The sequence below is a fragment of the Cupriavidus sp. 21MJTG02-4 genome (genome assembly GCF_057798975.1).
The window spans coordinates 1-23,379 of record NZ_JBYOJP010000024.1 but is presented as its reverse complement, the minus strand read 5'-3'; the positions used below and the strand labels follow the sequence as shown (position 1 = coordinate 23,379).

19 protein-coding genes and 1 rRNA gene are annotated in these 23,379 nt (G+C 63.3%); 2 read left to right on the top strand and 18 right to left on the bottom strand.

Annotated features, from left to right (window positions below; translation table 11 throughout):
- Positions 1–21 precede the first annotated feature (21 nt).
- The 3 genes from AC3FKH_RS31200 to AC3FKH_RS31190 form a co-directional block, all read right to left on the bottom strand.
- The gene (locus AC3FKH_RS31200; protein WP_488679548.1) at positions 22–522 is read right to left on the bottom strand and encodes a hypothetical protein; all 501 of its coding nucleotides are present in this window, start codon (positions 520–522) and stop codon (positions 22–24) included.
- Positions 523–733: 211 nt separating this feature from the next.
- Complete coding sequence (locus AC3FKH_RS31195) at positions 734–1,051, bottom strand: hypothetical protein (protein WP_488679547.1); 318 nt, start codon at positions 1,049–1,051, stop codon at positions 734–736.
- A gap of 104 nt (positions 1,052–1,155) precedes the next feature.
- Positions 1,156–1,461 (bottom strand): hypothetical protein, encoded by a 306-nt coding sequence (locus AC3FKH_RS31190; RefSeq protein WP_488679546.1) that lies wholly within the window; start codon positions 1,459–1,461, stop codon positions 1,156–1,158.
- A gap of 506 nt (positions 1,462–1,967) precedes the next feature.
- Here AC3FKH_RS31190 and AC3FKH_RS31185 point away from each other — a divergent pair.
- Positions 1,968–2,288 (top strand): hypothetical protein, encoded by a 321-nt coding sequence (locus tag AC3FKH_RS31185; RefSeq protein WP_488679545.1) that lies wholly within the window; start codon positions 1,968–1,970, stop codon positions 2,286–2,288.
- Positions 2,289–2,387: 99 nt separating this feature from the next.
- On the opposite strand, the gene ybgF is transcribed toward AC3FKH_RS31185, so the two are convergent.
- From ybgF to katG, 10 genes are all read right to left on the bottom strand, one after another.
- The gene (gene ybgF, locus AC3FKH_RS31180) at positions 2,388–3,146 is read right to left on the bottom strand and encodes a tol-pal system protein YbgF (RefSeq protein ID WP_488679544.1); all 759 of its coding nucleotides are present in this window, start codon (positions 3,144–3,146) and stop codon (positions 2,388–2,390) included.
- 392 nt (positions 3,147–3,538) lie between these two features.
- Positions 3,539–3,742, bottom strand: coding sequence for a cold-shock protein (locus AC3FKH_RS31175; protein ID WP_488679543.1), 204 nt, complete (start codon positions 3,740–3,742; stop codon positions 3,539–3,541).
- Positions 3,743–4,005: 263 nt separating this feature from the next.
- A complete protein-coding gene (locus AC3FKH_RS31170) occupies positions 4,006–4,227 on the bottom strand; it encodes a hypothetical protein (protein WP_488679542.1) in 222 nt (73 codons plus the stop codon).
- 283 nt (positions 4,228–4,510) lie between these two features.
- Positions 4,511–5,944 (bottom strand): HDOD domain-containing protein, encoded by a 1,434-nt coding sequence (locus tag AC3FKH_RS31165; RefSeq protein ID WP_488679541.1) that lies wholly within the window; start codon positions 5,942–5,944, stop codon positions 4,511–4,513.
- An 8-nt stretch (positions 5,945–5,952) separates the two neighbouring features.
- The gene (locus tag AC3FKH_RS31160; RefSeq protein WP_488679540.1) at positions 5,953–7,656 is read right to left on the bottom strand and encodes a putative bifunctional diguanylate cyclase/phosphodiesterase; all 1,704 of its coding nucleotides are present in this window, start codon (positions 7,654–7,656) and stop codon (positions 5,953–5,955) included.
- Positions 7,657–8,106: 450 nt separating this feature from the next.
- Positions 8,107–8,556 carry a potassium channel family protein gene (locus AC3FKH_RS31155; RefSeq protein ID WP_488679539.1) on the bottom strand — a complete coding sequence of 150 codons (450 nt, stop codon included), beginning with the start codon at positions 8,554–8,556 and terminating at the stop codon, positions 8,107–8,109.
- A gap of 15 nt (positions 8,557–8,571) precedes the next feature.
- Entirely contained in the window at positions 8,572–9,612 is a 1,041-nt protein-coding gene (locus AC3FKH_RS31150; protein WP_488679538.1) for a DUF2955 domain-containing protein, read from the bottom strand.
- Positions 9,602–10,720: an HlyD family secretion protein gene (locus tag AC3FKH_RS31145; RefSeq protein ID WP_488679537.1), complete on the bottom strand. Its 1,119-nt coding sequence runs from the start codon at positions 10,718–10,720 to the stop codon at positions 9,602–9,604. The genes AC3FKH_RS31150 and AC3FKH_RS31145 overlap by 11 nt, the downstream gene beginning before the upstream one ends.
- Positions 10,713–12,263, bottom strand: coding sequence for a TolC family protein (locus tag AC3FKH_RS31140; RefSeq protein ID WP_488679536.1), 1,551 nt, complete (start codon positions 12,261–12,263; stop codon positions 10,713–10,715). Before AC3FKH_RS31140 ends, AC3FKH_RS31145 begins: the two co-directional genes overlap by 8 nt.
- 335 nt (positions 12,264–12,598) lie before the next feature.
- Entirely contained in the window at positions 12,599–14,785 is a 2,187-nt protein-coding gene (katG, locus tag AC3FKH_RS31135) for a catalase/peroxidase HPI (protein ID WP_488679535.1), read from the bottom strand.
- 371 nt (positions 14,786–15,156) lie between these two features.
- Here katG and AC3FKH_RS31130 point away from each other — a divergent pair, with 371 nt between their 5' ends.
- Positions 15,157–15,621 (top strand): ferritin-like domain-containing protein, encoded by a 465-nt coding sequence (locus AC3FKH_RS31130; protein WP_483711335.1) that lies wholly within the window; start codon positions 15,157–15,159, stop codon positions 15,619–15,621.
- A gap of 3 nt (positions 15,622–15,624) precedes the next feature.
- On the opposite strand, the gene AC3FKH_RS31125 is transcribed toward AC3FKH_RS31130, so the two are convergent.
- The 5 genes from AC3FKH_RS31125 to rrf form a co-directional block, all read right to left on the bottom strand.
- Positions 15,625–16,089: a (2Fe-2S)-binding protein gene (locus AC3FKH_RS31125; RefSeq protein ID WP_488679534.1), complete on the bottom strand. Its 465-nt coding sequence runs from the start codon at positions 16,087–16,089 to the stop codon at positions 15,625–15,627.
- Positions 16,090–16,104: 15 nt separating this feature from the next.
- The gene (locus AC3FKH_RS31120) at positions 16,105–18,390 is read right to left on the bottom strand and encodes a xanthine dehydrogenase family protein molybdopterin-binding subunit (RefSeq protein WP_488679533.1); all 2,286 of its coding nucleotides are present in this window, start codon (positions 18,388–18,390) and stop codon (positions 16,105–16,107) included.
- 7 nt (positions 18,391–18,397) lie between these two features.
- Positions 18,398–20,245, bottom strand: coding sequence for a GMC family oxidoreductase (locus AC3FKH_RS31115; RefSeq protein WP_488679532.1), 1,848 nt, complete (start codon positions 20,243–20,245; stop codon positions 18,398–18,400).
- A 31-nt stretch (positions 20,246–20,276) separates the two neighbouring features.
- Complete coding sequence (locus tag AC3FKH_RS31110) at positions 20,277–22,805, bottom strand: hypothetical protein (protein ID WP_488679531.1); 2,529 nt, start codon at positions 22,803–22,805, stop codon at positions 20,277–20,279.
- A 282-nt stretch (positions 22,806–23,087) separates the two neighbouring features.
- Positions 23,088–23,201, bottom strand: a 5S ribosomal RNA gene (gene rrf, locus AC3FKH_RS31105).
- Positions 23,202–23,379: the final 178 nt, after the last annotated feature.

Sequence of the window (23,379 nt, the reverse complement as noted above, 5' to 3'; positions counted from 1 at the left end):
GGGCAGCCGATCATTGAACGACTATTTGGGCAGCTTAGCTCGTCTGCGGGCATCGTTCCAGGCCAGCCAACCCAAACGGTGAGCACGCGCGTCATGCCAAGCGTGATGCCAAGGTTGCTCGGCCACATCGTGGTAGCGACACACAGCCTTATGGAAAGCGGTGGTGTCGATGAGCGGACGCAGATCAAATCGTCCCAAGATGTTTGCCGGAAGCGGGAGCCCCACCGTTTCACAAAGGATTTCCCAGTCCCAGTCACTATCGCAGGCGATGGTTAGGCTGCGGGGCAGAGTGTTGATCCATTGCCTGAGGTCGTCCACCAATTTTGCCCGGTCGACGGTTGTATCCTGGAAACTCCCAAGTAGGGGAAGAACATTTGCTCGTACGAAAGCACTGCAGGATTCGTGATCGAAATCCTGCAATTCTCGATAAAGAGCATGCTGCCCGTCTTCCGACACCATACCGATGCTGATCAGCCTTCGGTCAATCGGATTGGTAAACTCTGTATCCAGGAATATAAGCATCGAAGGGTCTAGACTGGCGTAGCATCTTCAAATTGCGCTCAGTACCTGCAGGTTTCTACGGCGAAAAGCGCGCTTTTGCCATTGAACCGTCTATCTCACCAACCTCCGCCAAGATTTAACATAAGCTTTCTTATGCGTTTTTCGCATAACAGTAGGGCACGCGTTTGGGCAATAAGCAGTCGGCGGATTCCCATCAGTTCCGTATGCAGGCCTATTCCGGTCCTCGGATGATTTCTCCCCACGAAAATAGAGACGTCGCGGTTGTCCGCTTTATCGGGGCGAGAACTTGTAGTGCGATGCTAACCAACTGGACAGGCCTAATGATCTCGCGGTCCACATCGTGAATCTTGGCTTCCGTCGTATAGAAAGCTCGCTCGTCTCCGGCACTTCGCCAAGCTTCTGTCAAGACGGCGTTGTAGTGCCCGGTAGCTTGGGTACCGGTACCGTCGTTGCTGATATCAACGGCAGCAAGCAGCTTGGCTGCTTCCTCATCGCCGTCTGGCACCAATTCAATGCGTACCCGCAACATAGGTGATTCCTTGCCTGATTGGTTCACTAGATGAGGGCCTTGCTACGACGCGCTTTCCGTGTCAACTACGGATGGCGACCACAGAGGGTGTCGCGAAGGCGCTGCTACTGGGCTTGCTCCATGTCGTCAAGCTTGGCTCGAAGTGTTTCGACGAGCCAGCAGAGGAACCTTTCCCATCCTTCCCGTGTAATGGCCAAGCCCTTGCCGCTCTCGACCAGAACGCAGGTTGATAGATCCCCGTCTGTAAGCTCGGGCTGCAGCAGCAGCCAACGAGCAAGGATGCTCTCCAACTCGTACGGGACGTCATGCAGGCAAAGGTAGGAGCCGACTTCAGTCTCGACGTAAGGAAGCCCGGCAGGCAGCCAGGCCGACAAGAGCCGCATTTTCTGTTGCAGTGACATAGCAATCATGGCTGAGACGCCGTTCCTTCTTGTCTCTAATGGTAAATGGGATCCCAATGGGAAAGCCAGAATACTGGCAGAAGTGACCCAAAAGTAACCACGCCGGGATTGTCAGCGAGCTGGACTGAACTTAGGTTCGTGCGCGGTTCCCATCTTCCCGAGCGGGAAGATTTAGGAAACAAAGACTGGGCAAGCGCGAAAAACTTCCCGTTCGGGAAGAAATGCCTAGTGGGAGCCGCCGACCGGCTGCAGTTCGACCATCCCATGGCGTCGGGCTACCGGACAAGCCTTGACGTAAAGCCGTACGGAAAAGATAAAAAGTATCCCATGGACCATTGCAGGACACTTTTACGTCTAGTTACCGGGCAACTTTACGTTAGAGGACTGACATCTCTAATCATCGCAAAGGTGACATTACTAATAACGGCCAACAAATTTAACACGCATAATGTTTGTTATGTTAAATCACTTTCGCTGGCTGGGGACGGCAGTTCACACCATCTAGGCAAGCCCCCATGATTTCCCTTACTGCCTTTCCCCAAGTGCTACTGATTGCAGTTGTGGCCATACTGATGGCTCGCTGTTTCGCGCGGCGATCACATCGACTCAGGGAATTCGCCACCATGCTTGCAATTGCTGCCTGGATCACCTGCTCCTTCGCGGTTGGCCTTTTTGCCAACGCCCTGGGACGCTCCGGCGCCACATGGACTATCTTTTCGTTGATCCTGAGTCCGTCTCTTGGGTTGATCGTTGTCGCCGTGCTCGACAAGAAGTGGAACAGGTCTGCTCGCGTGATGACCGCCATTGCCCCTGCAGCGGTGTCAATGCCCGTATAGCCTGCCCGCAGGACCTCTTCGGGATCAACGCCGAGACCCCACACTTTGGAAAAATGTGGGGATCGCCGGAATTTGCAAGGAGGGCCGGATGGCCCTCACTTACTTCAGCGTCTTCAACCGGTTGCTAGCCGCATGCGCGCCTTCGGTACCGGGATACTTCGCCACCACCTGTTCCAGCGTTTTGCGCGCGGCCGCCTGCTGGCCGGACTCGAGCTGATTATTGGCAACCGCGATCATTGCGTCCGGCACCTTGGGATGGGTCGGATTGGCATGGATCATTTTCTGCAGTACCCAGGTGGACGCCTTATAGTCGCGCTGCGCGTATAGCGAGTTGCCGAGCCAGAACTGTGCCAGCGGCAGGTACGGGCTCTGCGGATACCGCTTGATAAACGACGAGAACGAATTCCCGGCGCTCTTGAAATCGCCTGACTGAAAATGCTTGAGCGCGGCGTCGTATTCGGGCTTCTCGCCCGGCTGCGAGGCGCCCTGGCGGTTCTCGACCGAAGCATGCTGCGGCTCGAACTTCTTCAGGCGCGCATCGAGGTCAGCGTAGTAATCCTTCTGCTGCTTCTGCAGCGTCGCCACCGTGTTCTGCAGCACTTCGTTCTGGCCGCGTAGCCGAGCCAGCTCCTGGCGTAGCCCTTCGAGCTGGTTCTGCAGGTCGAGCGTGGTGCGGCTGTTTTGCTCAAGGCGTTGGGTCGCAGTCGCCTGGAAATTGTTGAACTGGTCGCGCAGGTTGATGACCGTTTTGCGCGCCTGTTCATCGTCGAGCACTCCGGCATGCGCCTGCATGGGTGGCAGCATGCCGCCGCCAGCAATGGCGGCGAGCCACAACAGGGTGGAAACGCGTACTTTCATGGATAGTCAGTCAGCTGATCAGTCGTTGATGTCCACGCGGCGGCTCTCCGCCCGCGAGGCTTCATCATGGTCTTAACCAGAGCGGCTGAAGCGCAGGGTCCCTGCTCGCCGCGCTGGTCCGCCAGTATCGCTTAGATGATTGAGAGAATGCGGAGGACGGCATCCCGGCCGACACGCAATGGGAGGACGTGCCGGAACGCGAGTCAGGGTGTTGTGCGCTTCGAAGCATCATCGCGACGATCGATGAAGCGCTGTGCCCAGATGAACTGACAATCCCGGAGTTCAGGACGAAAGCCGTGTTTGCGACCCTTGAATCACAAACACGGACAATCGAACGCCACCGAATGGAACAGAGACCCTCCCGCCGGGGTCTGCACCTTCTTACTTGGCGACTAAAGTTTCCGAATCTGTGAGGCTTGTGGACCCTTTGGGCCTTGCTTCACTTCAAACTCGACCTTGGCACCCTCATCCAGCGACCGGTATCCACTTCCTTGAATCTCGGATTGGTGGGCGAACAAGTCCGCGCCCCCGTCGTCCGGTGTGATAAATCCGAAGCCCTTCTCATTGTTGAACCATTTCACGGTGCCAGTTGCCATCTCGTCCTCTGGAAATTTTTGAGTGAACCGAACTCGTATTGAGAAACCCACGCTTCCCGCAACGCCCGTGAAACTTGGCGCCGCCTACAGACGAGCATAGCTGAAGAGCTCATCATGGCGTCTCAGGGTTTACCGAGGTGACTGACTCGACGAACGCAGGTGCGCACCATCACGTTGCGCGTGATTACGCGCGTGATACTGCTTGGGCCACCACGACACTGGATTGCAGGCGTCACTACGCGCGCTTGACGGAACGCGGTCCTCTAATCCTGGCCTGCCCGCAGAACGGTCAATTCCAGGCCTGTTCCGCCTTTGGCAATCTTCAGCGAGGCCAGTTCTCCATCGAGACGAGCGAACGGTGCCAGGAGTCGCCTTAGCTGGTCCAGCAATGCACTTCCCAATTGCTCATCGTCCCGTCCGCCTTGCGCCCACTCATGATATTGATTGTGAGCTTCCACAACTCCATTCATAAATTCCAGCGCCATTGCAGTCCCCTCTTACGATATTTCCGCCAAAGCGTAGTCCCGTGGTGCGCTTTCGGAATATCGGGCAAAAGTATGTTTCGCGGATGAATGAATGGTTACCCGGGCCGATCGAATCGATATGGATGCAAGTCTCCATCAAGATGCGGAATGGGGCGTCGGAACAAGAATAATGCCCGGGTGGAGGCACGGCATCACCTCCGGATCCGGAGGATCGGTGTCGACAACAGGCGCCACAGTGGCGTGCAGCAGGCGGAACAGCCGTTTTGTTTTGTCTTGGCCGCCGCTATCGCTGCGGCGCCGAACGCAAGACCGCTGTCGCGATTTCCCCGGCGAGTTCGCCCGCCGCTGCCAATTCATTCTTGCTCAGGCCGCCGGCAATGCGGGTCGTGCCCCAGTCGCCGCAGATCATGGCGACGCAGCGGTTGCGTACCTTGACGGGAATCAGCAGCACGGAACGCGTGTCGGGCATGGCGTCGCGATACCAGCGCGGGACGCGATGCGATACGGCTTTGTCGCTCAGGTCCTCGATCAGCAAAGGCTGCGGCGCGATCATCGCGAAATGGAACATGTCGGGCACGAAGCCTTCTTCGAACGACAGGCGCTCGAGCTTGTCCCGCATGCCGTCGCCAAACCCCAGGCGCGCACCGAAGCGCTTGCTTGTCGGGTGCAGCAGCATCAGGAAACAGTGCGAGAAGTTCAGCGCCCGCATGGCCGACTCCAGCACCAGCGGAGCAAGCTGGGATACCGTCCTGCCGGCACCCTCCTGCCGAACCTCGTCGAGCGCGTGCTGCAGGCGCTTCAGCGTATCGGCGGGCTTGCCCCCCTCTTCCGCAACGCTGCCTTCGCCCGAGTCAGGGGTCTCCGAGCGCGCCATCGTTGTCTTCAGCTTCCCGGCCTGCTGGATCGCCGTATTGACGTGGGACGGCTCCAGCCCGAGTCTTTGCGCGTGGGCCAGCAACGGTCCCAGGACGATTTCCTCCGGTTGCTCGGCAAGCATGGAGGCCGCCGCGTCGGACGACAGGCTGGCGACCGCGCCCAACCAGTCGGCATGGGTTTCCAGGACGGATTCTTCGTGCAGTTCGCGACCCAGCATGCCGTCCGCGATCAACGTCGGCAGGCGCCACCGGAAGGCTGCCGCCTTGGCGATCTCGTCGAACGAGATGCCGATGACTTCGCGGCAGGCATCGCTTTCGCTCATGGCGCCATCCGCGCTCAGCGTCGCGATGCGGTCCCACTCGTCCGGGAAATAGAAGATCACCATCAAGCGGCTGACGTGGTGCATCAGCGTGCAGACGACACCCTCTTCCCCACCCAGGATGCCGCGCGCATCGTTCAGCGCACGGGTGATCTCGCCGGCCATGATGGCCTGCTTGAGCGCCCTCCCCGACTGAGGCCGGTTCGGGGCCACGCCCTGGAAAAAGTCGAGCACCTGGACGCCCAGCGTCAGATGCGTAATGGTGTCCACGCCCAGCACCATGATGGCGCGGGATACCGTGGTGACCTCGCCGCCGAATGAACGGTACATGGCCGAGTTGGCCAGTCGGATGACCTTCTGTGAAAGGCTGAAGTCCGACAGGACCGTGCTGGCCATTTCCCCAATGCTCATGTCGCTGTTCAGCGTCTTGAAGACATTGTCGATGCAGTACTGCAGCGTCGGGAAATCGCCCTTCTGGACCATCCTGGCCCAGAGCTGATCAAGAAACTGTTTCTTTGGCATGGTCTCGATTACGCGGACAGTGCGTCCTCGGTGTCGATGCGGAACCTGCCTGCGCGGACAGCGTCCTCGAAATCATTGGGGGCCATCGCCCGGGCGAAGCGCCAGCCTTGTGCCAGCTCGCAGCGCTGGGCCGCCAGCAGATCGCATTGCGCGTCAGTCTCGACACCTTCCGCAATGGCCACCAGCCCGAGTTCCCGCGCCAGCGACAGTACGGCGGAAACAATGGTTTGGGCGTGCGGGGAATCCACCATGTCCGCGACAAAGCTGCGGTCGATCTTCAGTGCCGACAGCGGAAAGCTGCGCAGATAGGACAGGCTGGAATAGCCGGTGCCAAAGTCATCGACCGCAAAGCGGATACCCAGTGCCCTGAGTTCGGTCAGCAGATTCCCCGCCCCCTTCGGGTCCGTCATCAGCGCGCCTTCCGTGATCTCCAGCACCAGCCGGTGCGGGTCGATGCCGGTATCGCGGATTGCGCTGCGCACGCTGTCGACAAAGCCCGGATGCCTGAACTGCACCGGCGACACGTTGACCGACACGTAGCCAAGCTCCACCCCGTTAGCATCCCACGCGGCCAACTGCGCGCACGCGCAGCGTACCGCCCAGGCGCCAAGATGATTGATCAGTCCGTTGCTCTCGGCCAGCGGCACGAAAATCTCGGGCGAGATGGCCCCCTCGCAATGCTCCCATCGCATCAGCGCCTCGACTGCGCAAACGGTGTCCGGGCCGACCCGGAAGATCGGCTGGTAATGCAGGAACAGTTCACCGTTGAGGACCGCCTCGAACAGGTCCTGCTCGATGCGGAACTGCTCGTTCAGCCGGTGATCCAGTTCCGACGAGTACAGGCAATAGCGGTTGTTGCCCTGCGCCTTGGCCTCGTACATGGCCCGGTCGGCCCGCCGCAGCAACTGCGCCTCGGTCTCCCGCTCGCCCGTGGCGAAGGCCAGGCCAATACTGGTCGTGACACGCACCTGGCAGCCGGCCAGGTGGAATGGCTGCCGGCAGACTCGCATGATCTGCTCGAGCACGCCCATTGCCGCCTCTTCCGTAGTCACGTCGTCGAGCAGGACCACGAATTCGTCGCCCCCCAGGCGCGCAATGGTGTCGCGGGTGCGTAGCGTCCCCGCGAGTCGCAGGCTAAGTTCTTTCAACAGGATGTCGCCGACCTCGTGGCCGAGCGAATCGTTGACCTTCTTGAACCCATCCAGGTCCATCAGCGCAATCGCAAAGCGGCCGCGCTGCGAGGCATCGCCGGTGAAATACGCGTCCACCCGATTGCGGATCAGCCCCCGATTACCGACACCGGTGAGCGGGTCGGTGAGCGATTGTTCTGTCAGTCGGGCGAGCTTCTGGGCCCATTTGGTGACGTCGGTGCCAAACAGGAGTATTGATGTCCGGCCATCCGTGCCAGCATGTCGGCAAATGCGCAGATCGATCCGGCGCGTGCCGGTAATGGCGTTGGCAAATCGGATCTCGGCCTGTTTGGGAAGACCGTCGCGGAAACAGGCTTGCAGCAATTGGGCCGCGCGCTCGCGTTCGTCAAAGGCGACAATGTCCTTGAGAGAGGCACGCAGCAGGTACTCTCGCGGAAACGCGAGCAGATCGGCCGAAGCATTCGTGGCCTGGAGGATATTGCCGGTCTCGCTGACCTGCAGCGCCAGTCCACCCCATGCTTCCAGCAGCGCCCAGGCATCCCGGCTTCCGGCAGGAGCCATCGCTCCCGCAACGCCGCCGGAACGGTTCGGTTCCCGTGCGTTGCCTGCCTGAACAGCATCAAACGTGGACGACGTCATGTGGTCTTTGGCCTAGCCTGTTTGGCGATCGCGCCTTGCCGATCCCGGGGGCCGGCGGTACCGCGAGGGAACCCGGTAAAAAAGACAGCATTAATGGTTCAAAAACACGACTTGCCGACATGGGCGAATCGACGGGAAGCCAATTCTATTACGGCTACCCGGGGTCGCGCTTGAAAACCCGTCATGCCATTGACATTCACAACCCAATCCTCTCGTTTCAATAGCCGGGGGGTAGACAAAGCCTTGATCTATGGATATGCGGGGGCTATGCGGCCGCCTTGACGAGACTCAGGATTTCGCTATGTCAGTGGTTATCGGCAATGGTTGCCGTGTCTTTAGATTCCGCGTGAACGCGAGTGGACGACGTCGCTCCTATGTCGGCTCTTCATGCTTCAGCCTTGCCGCGCTGTTCTTGATGACATCGAGCACTGCGGCCGTCATGACCGCCGTCGATACGCCGAACATCAGGATGCCCTGGGCGGCTTCCATCGGACCAAGCAGGCGCCAGCGCTCGGACATGACAATGTCGCCATAGCCCAGTGTCGAGAAATTCACCGCCGAGTGGTAGAGCGCCTTCCCGAAGTCCGCGAACTCGCCGAGCAGCATGAACAATGCCGCCCAGATCGTCACCTGGGCAAAATTGCCGAGCAGCGTGACCAGCATGATCGCCGACAGCATGGCGACATCCAGCCAGAGTGGTTCGCGGCCCTGCCAGTCGTTGCGAAAGCGGGCATAGCGGCGCAGGCACACGGCCACGGCCAGTGCTTGCAGCACCAGGCACGCAAGCATGACCGGGGCTGCGACCAGCAGATGGAGGCGCATGGCGGGCTTTCCTTGTCAGGGCGTGGAGGGCGAAGGGCGGCTACGTTGCTCCAGCAGTTCCAGCATCAGGCAGGCATACAGTGTGACCCCGATGAACAGGCCCATGCGGACTGCGAAGGCATGGTAGACGTCCTTGCCGGCCGCGCTGTCCTCGACCGACTGGCCCAGCAGAATGATCAGCGTCACCAGGGTGTTGAGCCAGAAGCCTGGCGAGAGCCGGCCGGCAGGTCCGGCAAAGAGCTTGCGCGCCAGCAGCAACGAGAACAGGAACATCCAGAGAAAGTACATCCACAGATGCACGAACAGGCCCAGGGCCCACCAGAACAGGACGGCCAGCAGTCCGCCGAGCAGCGTGGAACCAATCAGCTCGCGGGCGGCGCCGCGCGCCGTCGTGCAGCTTTGCCGCCCCAGGCTGACCGCCTTCATGAGGATTGGCATATAGGCCGCCGGGTCCCCCAGCGCCAGCAGGACAGGCGGCATGACCACGAGCGCCGCGCGCAGCGCCATCCAGTCGGCGGTGCTTTGCGACACCGCCGGCGGACGCCGTTGCGCCGGCCAGGCCGCCGGCTCGGGAATCAGCCAGAAACACAGCGCCAGGACCGTCACCGCAAGCAGCAACCCTTTGACGAGCGCGGCCACCACGGTCAGGGCCAGGCCGAGGTCCGCGGTCCCCGCCACCGAAACCATGGTCAGGCCAGCCGCCAGGAACGTGCCGACCAGGCTGTTGCCGCCCCGCAGGCCATAGCGAAAGGCCAGGAACAGTCCGAGGCCGGTGATCAGCACCCCGCTGAACGGGTACTGGCTCAGGAACGGCACCACCAGCAGGCCGCTGCCGGTGGCCAGCATGGCGACCAATGCCAGCCCCACGGCGGCCTTTGCAGGTAACGGCCGGTCGAGCGAAGCCAGCACGAACGCGCCAAGCACCGGGGCCACCATCGGGATGGGCCAGCTCAACGCGTAGCTGGTGGCAAGGCAGAGCGCGGTGCCAAGCGCCAGCCGCAGCGCCCGACGCCCGCGAATCGCGACCGCACCCGCCACGCCGCCGTCAGTAGACATAGGACAGCCAGCTCATCACGCGCAGGAACAGGCGGCCGAGCGGATTGAGCACGTTGCCCTCGGCCGGGAAGGCCATGACCTCCGCCTGCCCGCCCACGCGAATGCCCTTGAGCGTCTCCAGCTCGCCCTTGTCGATCTCGACGATCACCGGGAAGCGCTGCGCCGGACGCAGCCAGTCGCGGCTGTTCTGGATCGTGGGCAGGCTGCCCGGCGGCGGACTCTGGCCCGCGCTGACGCCGTAGCCGACGCTGCGCACGCGGCCCGCAAGCACCCGCCCCGGCAAGGCGTCCAGCACGATCCCGACCGGTGTCCCGGCTTCGACGCGACCAAGGTTGTTCTCGGTCATATCCGCGCTGATCCAGAGGTCATGGATCGCAATCAGCGTCATGACCGGGTTGCCGGCAGCGGCGTACTGACCGGCTTCCGTGCGCAGGTCAGTGATCAGGCCGGCGGTGCGTGCGCGCACCTGCGCGTTGGCAAGGTCGAGCTCGGCCTTCTCCAGCGTCGCGGCGGCGCTGCGCAGCTTGGCGTTGTCCGCTTCGCTGCCGCCCTGCTGCTCGCGCGCGCGTTCCACCTCGGCCCGGGCCGCATCGACCTGGCTGGTGGCCTGGGTGTGGGTGGCGCGCGCCACCTCCAGCCGCCGCAACGATACGGTGCCGGGATCCTCGCTGTACAGGCGTTCCAGGCGATCGCTATCCTGGCGTGCCTTGACCTCGTTGGCCTGGGCGGCACGCAGCGCGGCCTGTGCCGACGCGATGCCCGCGGTGCTGGCGCCGATCTGCCGGCGCATCGATTCCAGGTCCGCGCGCGCCCTATCCGCCGCTATGCGGTAGTGCTGTGGATCGACCTCGAACAGGACCGCGCCGGCCTGCACGTCCTGGTTGTTGCGGACCAGCACGCGCGTCACGCGGCCCGATACCTCCGACGCCACCGGAACGACGAAGGCCTGTATGCGCGCCTGCTGCGTATAGGGCGTAAGGCGATCCGCGAACAGGTACCACGCCAGGCTCAGCACGATCAGCGCCACCGCCCACCTGACGCCCTTGCGCGCGGGGTCCGCTGATGGCGGCGGCGGCGGTGCCGGTGTCGGTGCAGCGACATCACTCATCAGGTCTGCCTCCTTGCACGGATGAGCGTTTGCCGGCTGGCTCGCTCGTTGCCTCTTCGATTAGCCCGCCCCAGTCGGTGCGTTGCTCCATCTGCTGACGCGTCGCCGCATCGACGAGCGGCTGCCCGGTTTGCCAGCCGCCGCCGAGCGCCTTGTACAAGGCGATGAGATTCCCCACCGCCGCGCTGCGGTTGACGAGGTAGGCATCCTGCTGGGCAAACAGCGCGCGCTGGGCGTCCAGCACGCGCTGGAAATCCGAGTAGCCCTCGCGGAACAGGGCATTGGCCAGGGTCAGCGAGCGGTTGGCGGCAGTCGACGCCTCCCCCAGGATCGCCTCGCGCTCCAGCGCCTTGATCAGCCCGCTGGCGGCATCGTCCGCTTCGCGCGCGGCCTGTCGCACGCTGTCCTGGTAGGACACGATCAGCTGCTGCAGGCGGGCATCCTGGATGCGCACGTTGTTGCGGATGCGTCCGTAATCGAGAATGTTCCAGCGCAGGCTCGGCCCCGCTATCACCACGAAGCCGTTCGGTGTGCCGGGCAGCGAGCTGGCCGACCAGCCGATGTTGCCGAGCAGGGTCAATGATGGATAGAGATCGGCCTTCGCCACGCCGATCAGCGCCGATTGCGCGGCCACCTGCAGCTCGGCGGCGCGGATATCCGGGCGTCGTAGCAGCAGGTTGGCCGGGACATCTTGCAGCACGGCGCGGTCGATCAGCGGCACGATGCCCTCTTTCTCGGGCATATCGAGCAATGCATGCATGGGCGCTGGCGGCCGGCCAATCAGGATCGCGAGCGCATTGCGCGCATGCAGGATCTGGCCCTCCAGTTCCGGGATGCTGCTCAGGGTGCCCAGGTACTGCGTCTTGGCCTGCTGGAGGTCGAGCTCATCGCTCTCGCCCCCCTTGAACAGGCGCTCGGTGATTTCGAAGCTGCGCTTCTGCAGCCGGGCGTTTTCCCGGGCGATGTGCAGCCGCGCTTGTGCGGCACGCAAGGTGAAGTAGGTCTGGGCCAGTTGCGCATGCAGCAGCACCAGCACGTCCTCATAGGTCGCGCGCGAGGCAAAGTAGGCCGCATCCGCCGATTCGATCGCGCGACTGAAGCGTCCCCAGAAGTCCAGTTCCCAGCCTACGTCCACGCCAGCGCTGTACTGCCAGACACGGGTGGGCTGGACGCCCCCGGACGGCCGGCTATGGACGTAGAGCGCTTCCGCACTGGCCTGCTGGACCTGCGGGTAGCGGCCGGCCTGTGCAATGCCCAGCTGCGCCCGGGCCTCGACCACGCGTAGTCCGGCGATCCTGACGCCGGCGTTATTGGCATCGGCCTCGGCAATCAGTCGTTCCAGGACTGGGTCGTTGAAAACCTGCCACCACTGGCTCAGGTCCGGCTGCTGCCGCGGCTGCGTGGCCTGCTCGAGTGCGGCGGTGCTCCATTGTTCGGTCCAGCTCGCGTGCTGTGCCTGGAAGTCCGGACCCAGCCGCGCGCATCCGCCAAGCAGCAATGCCACCGCCAGCAGCCGGCAATGCAGCGCGGCCCGCTTTGCCATGGTCAGAGGCTGGCTGCTGCAGCCATGCCGTTCAGATGCCGGTCAGGAGACCAGCGCAAGACGCAGGACGCCTGGGGCCCGGTTTTGCTCATGGTGCCAGGCGAGCCTTGATGGGTCGTCATTTCGGATGCGGGAACCTGCGGCATACGGGTCTCCTCTGCGAAACCGCCATGTGACGATTCGATAGACGGGGCAATTATGCGTTGCCATGGTGATTTCGCCTATCCATCGTTCGTGTCAGGCGCGCAACAGCCGTGCAGCGCCTGGCGCCCACAAGAAAACGGCCGGTCTTGCGACCGGCCGCTGGGGCTACGCGTTATGTCGTCAGCCGACGCTCAGCGGTTGGCGACCTCGAAGCGGTCCAGGTTCATCACCTTGTTCCAGGCCGCGACAAAGTCCTGGACGAACTTCTCCCTGGCATCCGAGCAGCCATAGACTTCGGCCACCGCGCGCAGTTGCGAGTTGGAGCCAAAGACCAGGTCGACCCGCGTGCCGGTCCATTTCAGCTTGCCCGTTGCGCGGTCGTAGCCTTCGAACACGTCCTTGCTGTCCGCAACCGGCTTCCACTCCGTGCCCATGTCGAGCAGGTTGATGAAGAAGTCGTTGGTCAGCGTTTCCGGGCGGTCGGTGAAGACACCGTGCTGCGTTTGTCCGACGTTCGCGTTCAGCGCGCGCATGCCGCCGACCAGCACGGTCAGTTCCGGCACCGTCAGGGTCAGCAATTGCGCCTTGTCGATCAGCAGTGCCTCGGCCGGAATCGCGTAGGTGCCTTTCAGGTAATTGCGGAAACCGTCGGCAATCGGCTCCATAACGCTGAACGACTGCACGTCGGTCTGCTCTTGCGACGCGTCCATGCGCCCCGGCGTGAAGGGGACCTTCACGTCGTTGCCGCCCTTCTTCGCCGCCTGCTCGATGCCGGCGCAACCCGCCAGTACGATCAGGTCGGCCAGCGACACCTTCTTGCCGCCGCCTTGCGTGCCATTGAACTCGTTCCGGATACCCTCCAGGGTTTCCAGCACCTGGGCGAGCTGGGCCGGCTGGTTCACCTCCCAATCCTTCTGCGGCGCCAGGCGCAGGCGCGCGCCATTGGCACCGCCGCGCTTGTCGGAGCCGCGGAACGTCGACGCCGAAGCCCAGGCCGCCGATACCAGCTGTGACACCGGTACGCCCGAAGCCAGGATCTTGCCCTTGAGCGCGGCTATGTCCTGCTCGTCGATCAGCACGTGGTCCACGGCGGGGATCGGATCCTGCCAGATCAGTTCTTCGGCCGGGACCTCCGGACCCAGGTAGCGCGAACGCGGGCCCATGTCGCGGTGCGTCAGCTTGAACCATGCGCGGGCGAAGGCGTCGGCGAACTGGTCGGGGTTCTCATGGAAGCGCCGCGAGATTTTTTCGTAGGCCGGATCCACACGCAGCGACAGGTCCGTGGTCAGCATGGTCGGGCCACGGCGCCTGGACGGATCGTGCGGGTCCGGAATCGAATTGGCGCCCGCATCGCCCTTGGGCTTCCATTGGTGGGCACCGGCCGGGCTCTTCGTCAGTTCCCAGTCATAGCCGAACAGGTTCCAGAAGAAGTTGTTGCTCCACCGGGTCGGCGTGCTGGTCCAGATGACCTCCAGGCCGCTGGTGATGGCGTCGCCGCCCTTGCCGGAACCATAGCTGCTGTGCCAGCCCAGGCCCTGCGCTTCGAGCCCGGCGGCTTCGGGCTCCGGACCCACGTGGGAGGCCGGGCCGGCACCGTGCGTCTTGCCGAAGGTGTGGCCGCCAGCAATGAGCGCAACGGTCTCTTCATCGTTCATGGCCATGCGCGCAAAGGTCTCGCGGATATCCACGGCGGCCGCGGCCGGATCCGGGTTGCCATTCGGGCCTTCCGGGTTCACGTAGATCAGCCCCATCTGCACTGCCGCCAGCGGGTTTTCAAGGTCGCGCGCGCCGGAGTAGCGCTTGTCGGCCAGCCACGTGCTTTCGGATCCCCAGTAGACATCCTGGTCCGGTTCCCAGACATCCTGGCGCCCGCCACCGAAACCGAACGTCTTGAAGCCCATCGACTCCAGCGCGACGTTGCCGGTCAATACGATCAGGTCGGCCCACGAAATTTTCTTGCCGTATTTCTGCTTGATCGGCCACAGCAGCCGGCGTGCCTTGTCCAGGTTGACGTTGTCGGGCCAGCTGTTCAGCGGCGCAAAGCGCTGCTGCCCCGAGCCCGCGCCGCCGCGGCCGTCGCCGGTACGGTACGTGCCGGCGGCATGCCAGGCCATGCGGACGAACAAACCGCCGTAGTGGCCGAAGTCCGCGGGCCACCAGTCCTGCGAGTCAGTCATCAGCGCGGTGAGATCCTTCTTCACTGCCGCCAGATCCAGGCTCTTGAAAGCCTCGGCGTAGTTGAACCCCTTTTCCATGGGATCGGCCAGCGAAGAATGCTGGCGCAGGATACTCAGGTTCAGCTGATTGGGCCACCAATCACGGTTCGATGTCCCCGAGCCGGCGGCGTGATTGAACGGACACTTCGCTTCAGTCGACATGTGTTCCCCTTGCTTAGTTGCATCCAGATCGTTCGTTATTGGATCGTTTGATCCCACCGCACGGCTCAAGGCCTGGCACATCCAGCCACTGCCCTGCATAGAGTACTGTTTCTCCACACGGGCCGGAAATAGGTTTACTTCATGGCCGAGCAAGAAAAAAACTAAGGCCAGAGCCGCATTCTTTCTTCTTTCGCATCCTCGCTTCAGCTACGGATCTTCATGACCGGGCGGTTTCGCCCCGTTCGGGTGAGACACGCGCATCGGCGACTAACCGGAATCGGCGGACAGTGTACGCCCGGCGACTAGAATGAAACAGCCCGACCCGTCGGGTACACCAAAGCCACTGATACCACGCTGCAGGAAGGATTGCCATGACGGAACTCGAGAAAGACAAAGTCGTCGGCGTGCTGAATCGAATACTCGAAGCCGAGCTCGCCGGCGTGGTGCGCTACACGCACTACTCGTTCCTTGTGTTTGGCTTCGGACGCATCCCGATCGTGTCGTGGCTGCGCGAGCAGGCTAACGAATCGTTGCTGCATGCCCACCTGGCCGGCGAATGGATCACGACGCTCGGCGCCTATCCGTCGCTGGGCATCGGCAAGCTGCTGGACAGCCATACGTTTGATATCGCTTCGATTTTGCGCGAATCCCTTGCGACAGAGACGCTTGCGCTGCAGCTGTACCGCGAACTGCTAGGCCTCGTCGAAGGCCGTTCGGTGGCGCTGGAAGAATATGCGCGTCAGCAGATCCAGGTCGAGGAACTGCACGCCGGCGAAGTCGACAAGATGCTGCGCAAGCCAGGACAGTCGGCAACGGCACAACCCAGCCCGGGTTGAACCCTACCCGCGCGGCCCCTGCCCGGCAGCGTGGTGGATCGCCGCGCGGATGCGCGGATACGTGCCGCACCGGCAGACGATGTTCCCGAGCGCCGCGTCGATGTCCGCATCGGTGGGCTTCGGCCTCGCCTTGAGCAGCGCGCAGGCGGCCATGATCTGCGCGCTCTGACAGTAACCACACTGGACCACGTCGACATCGAGCCACGCCGCCCTGACGGCGTCGATCTCCTTACCCCGCACGCCTTCGATGGTCGTGATCTTCATGGCCGGGCCCAACTTCGACAAAGTCAGCTGGCAGGCGAGTTCGGCCTTGCCATCGACATGCACGGTGCAGGCGCCGCAGATGCCCACGCCGCAGCCGAACTTGGTTCCCGTCAGCGCCAGGTCGCAACGCAGTATCCAGAGCAGTGGCATCTCGGGCTCCGCGTCCACGCTGACCGGCTTGCCGTTTACGTTCAGGGTCGCCATGGTTGTCCTCCTGGGCTAGGCGAGCTTCAGCGGCAGCGCGCGCAGCCGCTGGCCGGTCAATGCATACAGCGCGTTGGCAACTGCCGGCGCAATGGGTGGTGTGCAGACTTCTCCCGTGCCCTGCGGGGCCTCGGCGCTGGCGATGATCTCGGTCTGGATCGCCGGGCAATCCGCCATGCGCACCACCGGGAAGTCATGGAAATTCTTTTGCTGCACGACGCCATCCGCAAAGGTGATTTCCTGGAGCAACGCCGCCGACAAGCCGAAGAGGATGCCGCTCTCGGCCTGCTGGCGGATCAGGTTCGGATTCACCGGCGTACCGCAATCGATCACGCAGTACACGCGATGGACGCGGATGGTCTTGTCCCGCGCGACAGAGACCTCTGCCACCTGCCCGACGATGCTTCCGTACGACTGGTGCAGCGCCACGCCGCGTGCGCGCGCGATACCGTCGGCCGCGCGCGCCATCGGCTGGTTCCAGCCCGACAACGCTGCCACGCGCTGCAGCACGGCAAGGTGACGCGGATGCTCGCCGAGCGTGGCCGCGCGGAACGCAACCGGATCCTTGCCCGCCGCCACCGCCAACTCATCGAGAAAGCACTCCGTGAAGAAGGCCTGGTGCGAGTGCCCCACCGAGCGCCAGAAGCCGACTGGAATAGGCAGCTCGACATTCGCATGGGAAACGCGGGCCGCTTGCCATGCATAGGGCTGGTCGTAGGCACCTTCCGCGACGGTCTTGTCGACGGGAACGCGCGGGAAGCCGAAGTCGCGCGCCAGCATCTCCGGTACGATCGCCTGCCCTGCCGAACGGGCCTGCCAGCCCACGAGCCGCCCTTCGCGATCGAGACCGGCCCGCAACCGCGCCACGCAGGCCGGCCGGTAAAAGTCGTGCATCATGTCTTGCGAGCGCGTCCAGAGGGTCTGCACCGGCCGCCCCTTGGCCTCGCGCGCGATCGCGGCCGCCTGCGAGACGAAGTCCGCCTCGAGGCGCCGGCCGAAACCGCCACCCAGCATCATGACCTGCAGGTTGACCTGGTCGGGCCGCAGGCCAAGGACTTTTGCGGCATGGGCGCGGGCAATGCCGGGCACCTGGGTCGAGACCCACACCGTTGCCGCATGGTCCTCGTACTGGACCGTACAATTGATCGGCTCGACGGCGCCGTGCGCAAGATAGGGCGCGCGATACTCGGCGCTGATCACCTTCGCGGCGCTGCGCAGTACCTCGTCGACATCGCCACGCGCATAGTATTCATGGCCATCATCCCGATCCAGTGCCGCGGCGATGCGCGCCATCAGCCTGGCACTCGATGCCCCCGCTGCCGGGCCAGGATCCCAGTCAACCTTCAACACATCCAGCGCCTGCATCGCGCGGAACGCATTGTCGGCAATCACGGCCACGCCACCCGTGCCGCCGTTGAAAGGCGGCACCACAAAGGCCTTCACAACGCCGCGTTGCGCCAGGGCGGCACTGACGTCGGCATGCTTGACGCGGCCGCCGACGTTCGGGCACATCAGCACGCTCGCGTACAGCAGCCCAGGTGGCAAGGCATCGATGCCAAAGCGCGCCGAACCATTGGTCTTTGCCGCCGCATCGAGCCTGTGCAGCGGGCGGCCGATCAGGCGGAATGCGGACGGCGCCTTGAGCGGGACCTTGTCCGGCATCGGCTGGCGCGCGGCATCGGCAACCAGCTCGCCGAATGTCACGGAACGTCCCGAGCCATGCAGTACCCTGCCACCTTCCGTGCGGCATTCCGATTCGGTCACCCGCCAGCGCTGCGCCGCCGCGGACACCAGCATGGCCCGGGCCGAAGCCCCAGCCTCGCGCATGGGCATCCACAGGTCGCTGAGGCCGGAGGATCCGCCCGTGGCAATCTCGCCGATCTCGCGCATCAGCTTGCGCGTGACATGGTCCGCATAGCGGCGGATCAGGCGATGATCGTCCGGATGAAAAGGCAGCCCATCCACCACGACCTGAAGGTTGTTGAAGATCTTGTCGGGCGGCGCGTTTTCCACGCGCACGCGACTCCAGTCGGCATCGAGTTCCTCGGCGAGGATCATCGCCAGACCGGTATGCACGCCCTGCCCCATTTCCGAGCGGCACATCATGATGGTGACGCTGTTGTCGGCGTCGATCTTGACCCATCCGTTGAGCGCCACCTCGGTGCCTTGCGTCGGCAGCGGCACCGACGTGGTCAGGCGCTGGCGCACGGGCAGCACGGTCCAGCCGACAAGCAAAGCGCCTGCCGCGCCGATTGCGCCGATTGCGCCGATACCACCGAAGATGAACGCTCTGCGCTTCATGGCGGGGTCAAGGCATGGCCCGTGCAGCGGCCAGCAGTTCGTCGGCAGCCTTTTCGGCCATCATGTAGATGGCGCTCACCGGAAAAAAGCCCGGAATGCGCGGGAATGCCGAGGCATCCACCACACGCAGCCGACGCGTGCCATGCACGCCAAAACGGCTGTCCAGCACGCCGCCCGAAGCCCGTGCACCGATGGGGCACGAGCACGACGCATGATGGCCCCAGGCATTGTCGCGGATATAGCCGGCCAGGTCCTCATCGCTCTGGACGTGGGTGCCGGGCAGCTCTTCCTGCGCGATGTACCCCTGCTGCGCCAGCGGCTGGGCCAGCCCTCGCACAAAGCGGATCGCGCCGATCAGCGCGCGCATGTCCTCGCCCTTCGGATCATCGGCTTCCTCGAAATACCGGAAGTCGATATCGGGCACGTCGCGCGGATCGCCCGAACGCAGTGACACGATGCCGGCGCGGTTGCGCGTGTGCGCCTTGAGGATCGCCCACGTCAGCATGTTGTCGTGCTCCGCAAAGATTTTGGAGTAGCCGGGGTAGTAACCGACAAATCGCTCCAGAAGTGCCATGCAGAACATATCGGGCACCGGCGTGCGCCGGCCTGAACGGCGAATCACCGCCGTCGCCACGCCGTTGGTGGTGTAGACGCCGTCGCGCGCATCGAACCAGCTGCGATACGGCGCATCGTCTCGCATGAATTTCACGCCATGAAGCACGGCCCAGGAGCGCGACATCCGGTTCACGACACCGATCTCATAACGGTCCTGCAGGTTGCGGCCGACGCCGGGCAGGTCCACGCGTACCGGAATGTCGTGCTTGCGCAAATGATCGGCCGGACCGATGCCGGACAGCATCAGCAACTGCGGCGTGTTGAACGCGCCGCCCGCAAGAATGACCTCGCGCCGCGCGCGGACCTGGCACCGCTCGCCAGCCTCTGCGTTGGGCTTTGCATGGGCCTGATAGAGATGCCGGCCCTTCAGGTATTCGACGCCGCAGGCGTTGTCCTGGTGGTCGAACAGGACGCGCGTGGCCAGTGCATCCATTTCGATATGCAGCCGCGCCGGATGCCGCTGCGCCACGTCCAGCAGACGTTCGCGCGTACCGTGGCGCGCATGGCGCTGTGTGGTCAGCGGCGTGTAGCAGACGCCGTGAAAGCAGCGCCGCCCCCACAGCCGCGAATTGGGATCGCCCTGCCAGCGGATCAGCCGCAGCCACGCGCGCAGGCGCCGTGGCACGCTTCGCGCGGCCAGTTCCATCGAGCCGATGATGACGCGGACCAGCGCATCGTCGGCCAGCGCTTCCAGCGGCATCGCACGTTCCGTGTGCAGCCAGCCGTCCCATCCGTGCAGCGTAGGGTCCAGGCCAAAGCGACGCGCCAGGTTCCACAGCGGCCGATGGTGGCATTGCTCGACGCGTTTCGTATATCCGCGCATGCGTGCTGCCGTCCAGGACGGGTCGCCGGTCAGGTCGGCAATATAATCCCAGTCCGCATCGTGGGGATACACGAAGATCAGCGCGTTGTGCGCGGTGCAGCCGCCGAGCGTGCCCGCGCGCGGATACAGCACGCCCGACGGCCCGCATTTGGGATCGCGGCGCTGCTGGGCGTCATCGGCATAGTGGCGCACGAAGAAATTCCATGCCATGGCCGGGTTCTCGCTGGCGCAGGCGTGGAAGCCCGGCACGTCGTAGTCCTCGGGCATGCACGACATCTCATGCGCGCGCGCATCGCAGCCGGCTTCCAGCACGCACACGCGCATGCCTGCCTCTGCCAGGCGTGCGGCCAGCGTACCGCCGCCAGCGCCGGATCCGACGACTACGTAGTCCCATTCCGTTTCATCTCGCCCAGACATAGCCCCCCGCCACGTCGTCGGCCTTGCATGGTCAGAACGTCTTCAGGAAGGCGATCAAGGCCCGCTTGTCGTCATCGCTCAGCACAGGTTCCTTGCCGAACGCCCGCTCGTCGGCACTCAGGCCGTCCTGGTTGTTGAACTCCGCGGTGCCGAAGTAGTGGCCGCGGTTGACCACGAAATCCGGGCACTTGCTGAGCGACAGCATCGGCTTGACCACATCCGCATAGATCTTGCGCAGGTCATCGTCGGTCGCGCCTTCCGGCACTGACGCGAGGTCGCCCTTGAGCTTGAGCAGCAGCTTCAGCACCTTGGCCGCGTGGTCAGCCTTGGCGATCGGGTCGGATGTCTCCGACAGCGGCTGCAAGTTCGCCAGCAGGTTCACCGGCATCCGTGCCGGAGCCGGGCCGATGGTCACGTCGCCGCTCTCCCCCACCAGCCAGGGCACCCAGCGGTGGAGCAGGTCCTCCATGGGCCGCAGCGCATCCGGCACGAAGCCGACCGGAATGGTGATCTGGCTGCGTTCCGTGGTGCGGTCGATCACGCCCGGGACTTTCGTGCCGAGCACGGTGTCATGGGCACGCTTTTCGGGCCACAAAAGCTGTTCGATCGATGCGTCGAAGACCTGCATGCGGCTTTTGACCGAAGGATCGCTGCTGAATGGCCCGAGCGAATTGTTGAGCAGGAACGGCGCGGTCGACCAGATGCTGATCAGCGACGGCACCCGCGTATAACCGCGGCCACCGGCCGGCATGCGGTAGGGCCAGCGCTCGGCGGTGAACGGGTCGTACAGCGTCACGGTGCCGACCGACGGCAGGCTCTTGTAGGTTTGCGAAGAAAAGTTGTCCCAGATATTGCCGCGGATCGCATTGGTGGCCAGCGGGCTGCAGATATTCGTGCGCAGTAGCGTCGATGGCACGCGCACATCGCTCGACAGGTAATTGTTGGCAAGGAAGTCCGGCGCGCTGACGATGTCGCGCATCTTTGCCTTGTAGTCGTCGGTCTGGGTCCATTTCCAATAGCGCTGGACGCAACCAAGGTACTTGTCGCCGCCGCAGTCGCGCATCTGCAGGTCCGCTGGCGGCGGCGGTCCCTTGCTCGAATGGCAGCGCGCGCACGTCTCCGCGAACACGGTCTTGCCCCGGTTCAACAAGCTGGCACCATCGGGCGTTGCAGGATCGGCCAGGTAGGCCTTGCCGTCGGGGGCGTCGGCCAGGTGGTCGGCGGGCGTCGATTTCAGCAGGAACGCGGCCATGTTGAAGGAGCCCGCCTCCGTCGCACGCCAGTAGGAAGAATTCTTCTGCGCCACCGAGATCTCGATTGGCGAGATCGACTTGCCGCCGAGGATCGGATTGAAATGCAGCAGCCATTCCTCGCTGAACAACCCGATGTTCAGGTAGACGCGATTCAGTGCGCCGAGTACGCCCACGGAATCGGCGCCGTCCTTCAGCACGTGCGGTGTCCAGACCGTATCGGGCGCCTTGTAGAACTCCGAAAGCGCCCCGCTCTGGACGAAATCGTTCAGCTGCTTGTTGTTCTTCTCGCCGCCGGCGATGGTCTCCTGTCCGAGCCGCCGGGCCACGCCCATGCGCGCCATCAGGTCGTAGAGCGCATTCATCGTTCGCGGGTTGTTGATGTTGTCGGTCGAGACCAGCGAGGTGTCCATCGCCCCCGGGCGGAACGTATGGACGAGCTGGAACATGAAGTTCTGCTTGCCCGCGGGCGTAGAGGCGTTGTGGATGAAGAGACGGTCGACCCACATATACTGCGCGCCGACGGTCGAGCTGAGTTCCGCCCATTGCGGATGCTCGGGATCCGCTGGCGGATGGATCGGGCTCGGGCCGATGTGGCAAAAGCCGCAAGACATGCCCACGCGGTAAGGCCGGACGAGATCGGCGCGGTTGTAGTAGGACGGATCGGTGTAGTAGCGCTCCGCGTCCCAGGCCTTGGCGGCTTTCTCGTCGAAGGCGGGATTGGGAAAGAGCCGCAGGCCGACAATGCCGGTCGGGTAGCCGTAGTACGAGCCGACCGGAAGCTTCTGGCCACTGGCGAACGTCGTGCCGCGCGCGCCGGTCTTGACCCCCGGGTACGCCTGCTCGTTCTCGAACGGATCGGCCGGGCAATCCTTGGCGCGCTGGTCCAGCCACAAGCCAAAACGCTGCGGATCCGGTCCGGCTGGCTTGCTGAAGCATGGCTCGTTGAGGAGGCCAAGATAGGCCCAGCGGTTATCGCGCGAATAGCCCTGGCCTGGATGGGAGCTGATCGACTTGAGCAGGTCGAATGCGCCGAACGTGTAGTTCGTCATCGCGTCCCAGAACCGGTCATTGCCACCGGTCCACACGATCCACATGTTGCGGCCCTGGATCTCTTCCCTGGTCAGGGACACGCCGCGATCCATGTCGCGGAAGTAGTCTTCCGCCGCATGCCGGAATGACTCGGCCTTGCGGCCGGCCTGCTGCGCTTCATCCTCGACGTGGCCGGCTTTGAGCCTCGAGCAGCCACTGACAGTCACCACACAGCAAAAGATGGCCGCCCAAAGCATCGACTTGCTGTGCAGGTTCACCGTCGTCCCTCCCCGGCCGGATGGTCTATCACAGCAGCGTGTGCGCTACGCACGCCGTTGAGTACAGATAAACCTAGAAATGACGTGAGAAGAAGTCAAGCTTGTTACTGATCTACAACGCTATTTGGTGGCGGTGAGTTCGACGATGTTTCCGACAGAGATAAGCAAAGAGATGCACGGGCGCGCTGGCCGATACGTTGTGGGGTGGTCCGCGCCAATCCGGCGCCACCAAAGCAAAAACCCCTCGCAGCACATGCTGTCGAGGGGTTTTGCATTGTAAGAGCCTGGCGATGACCTACTTTCACACGGGTAATCCGCACTATCATCGGCGCGGAGTCGTTTCACGGACCTGTTCGGGATGGGAAGGGGTGGTTCCAACTCGCTATGGTCACCAGGCATAAAGGGTTGTGAGGCTGACGCGGTCAACCTCACCAATTCGGGATGTAGTTCTGTAGTCTTGGGTTGTGCTGTATCGCTCAGCACAAGGCGATCGACCCACCAGGCTAAAACACACTGGTTATAGGATCAAGCCTTACGGGCAATTAGTACTGGTTAGCTTAACGCATTACTGCGC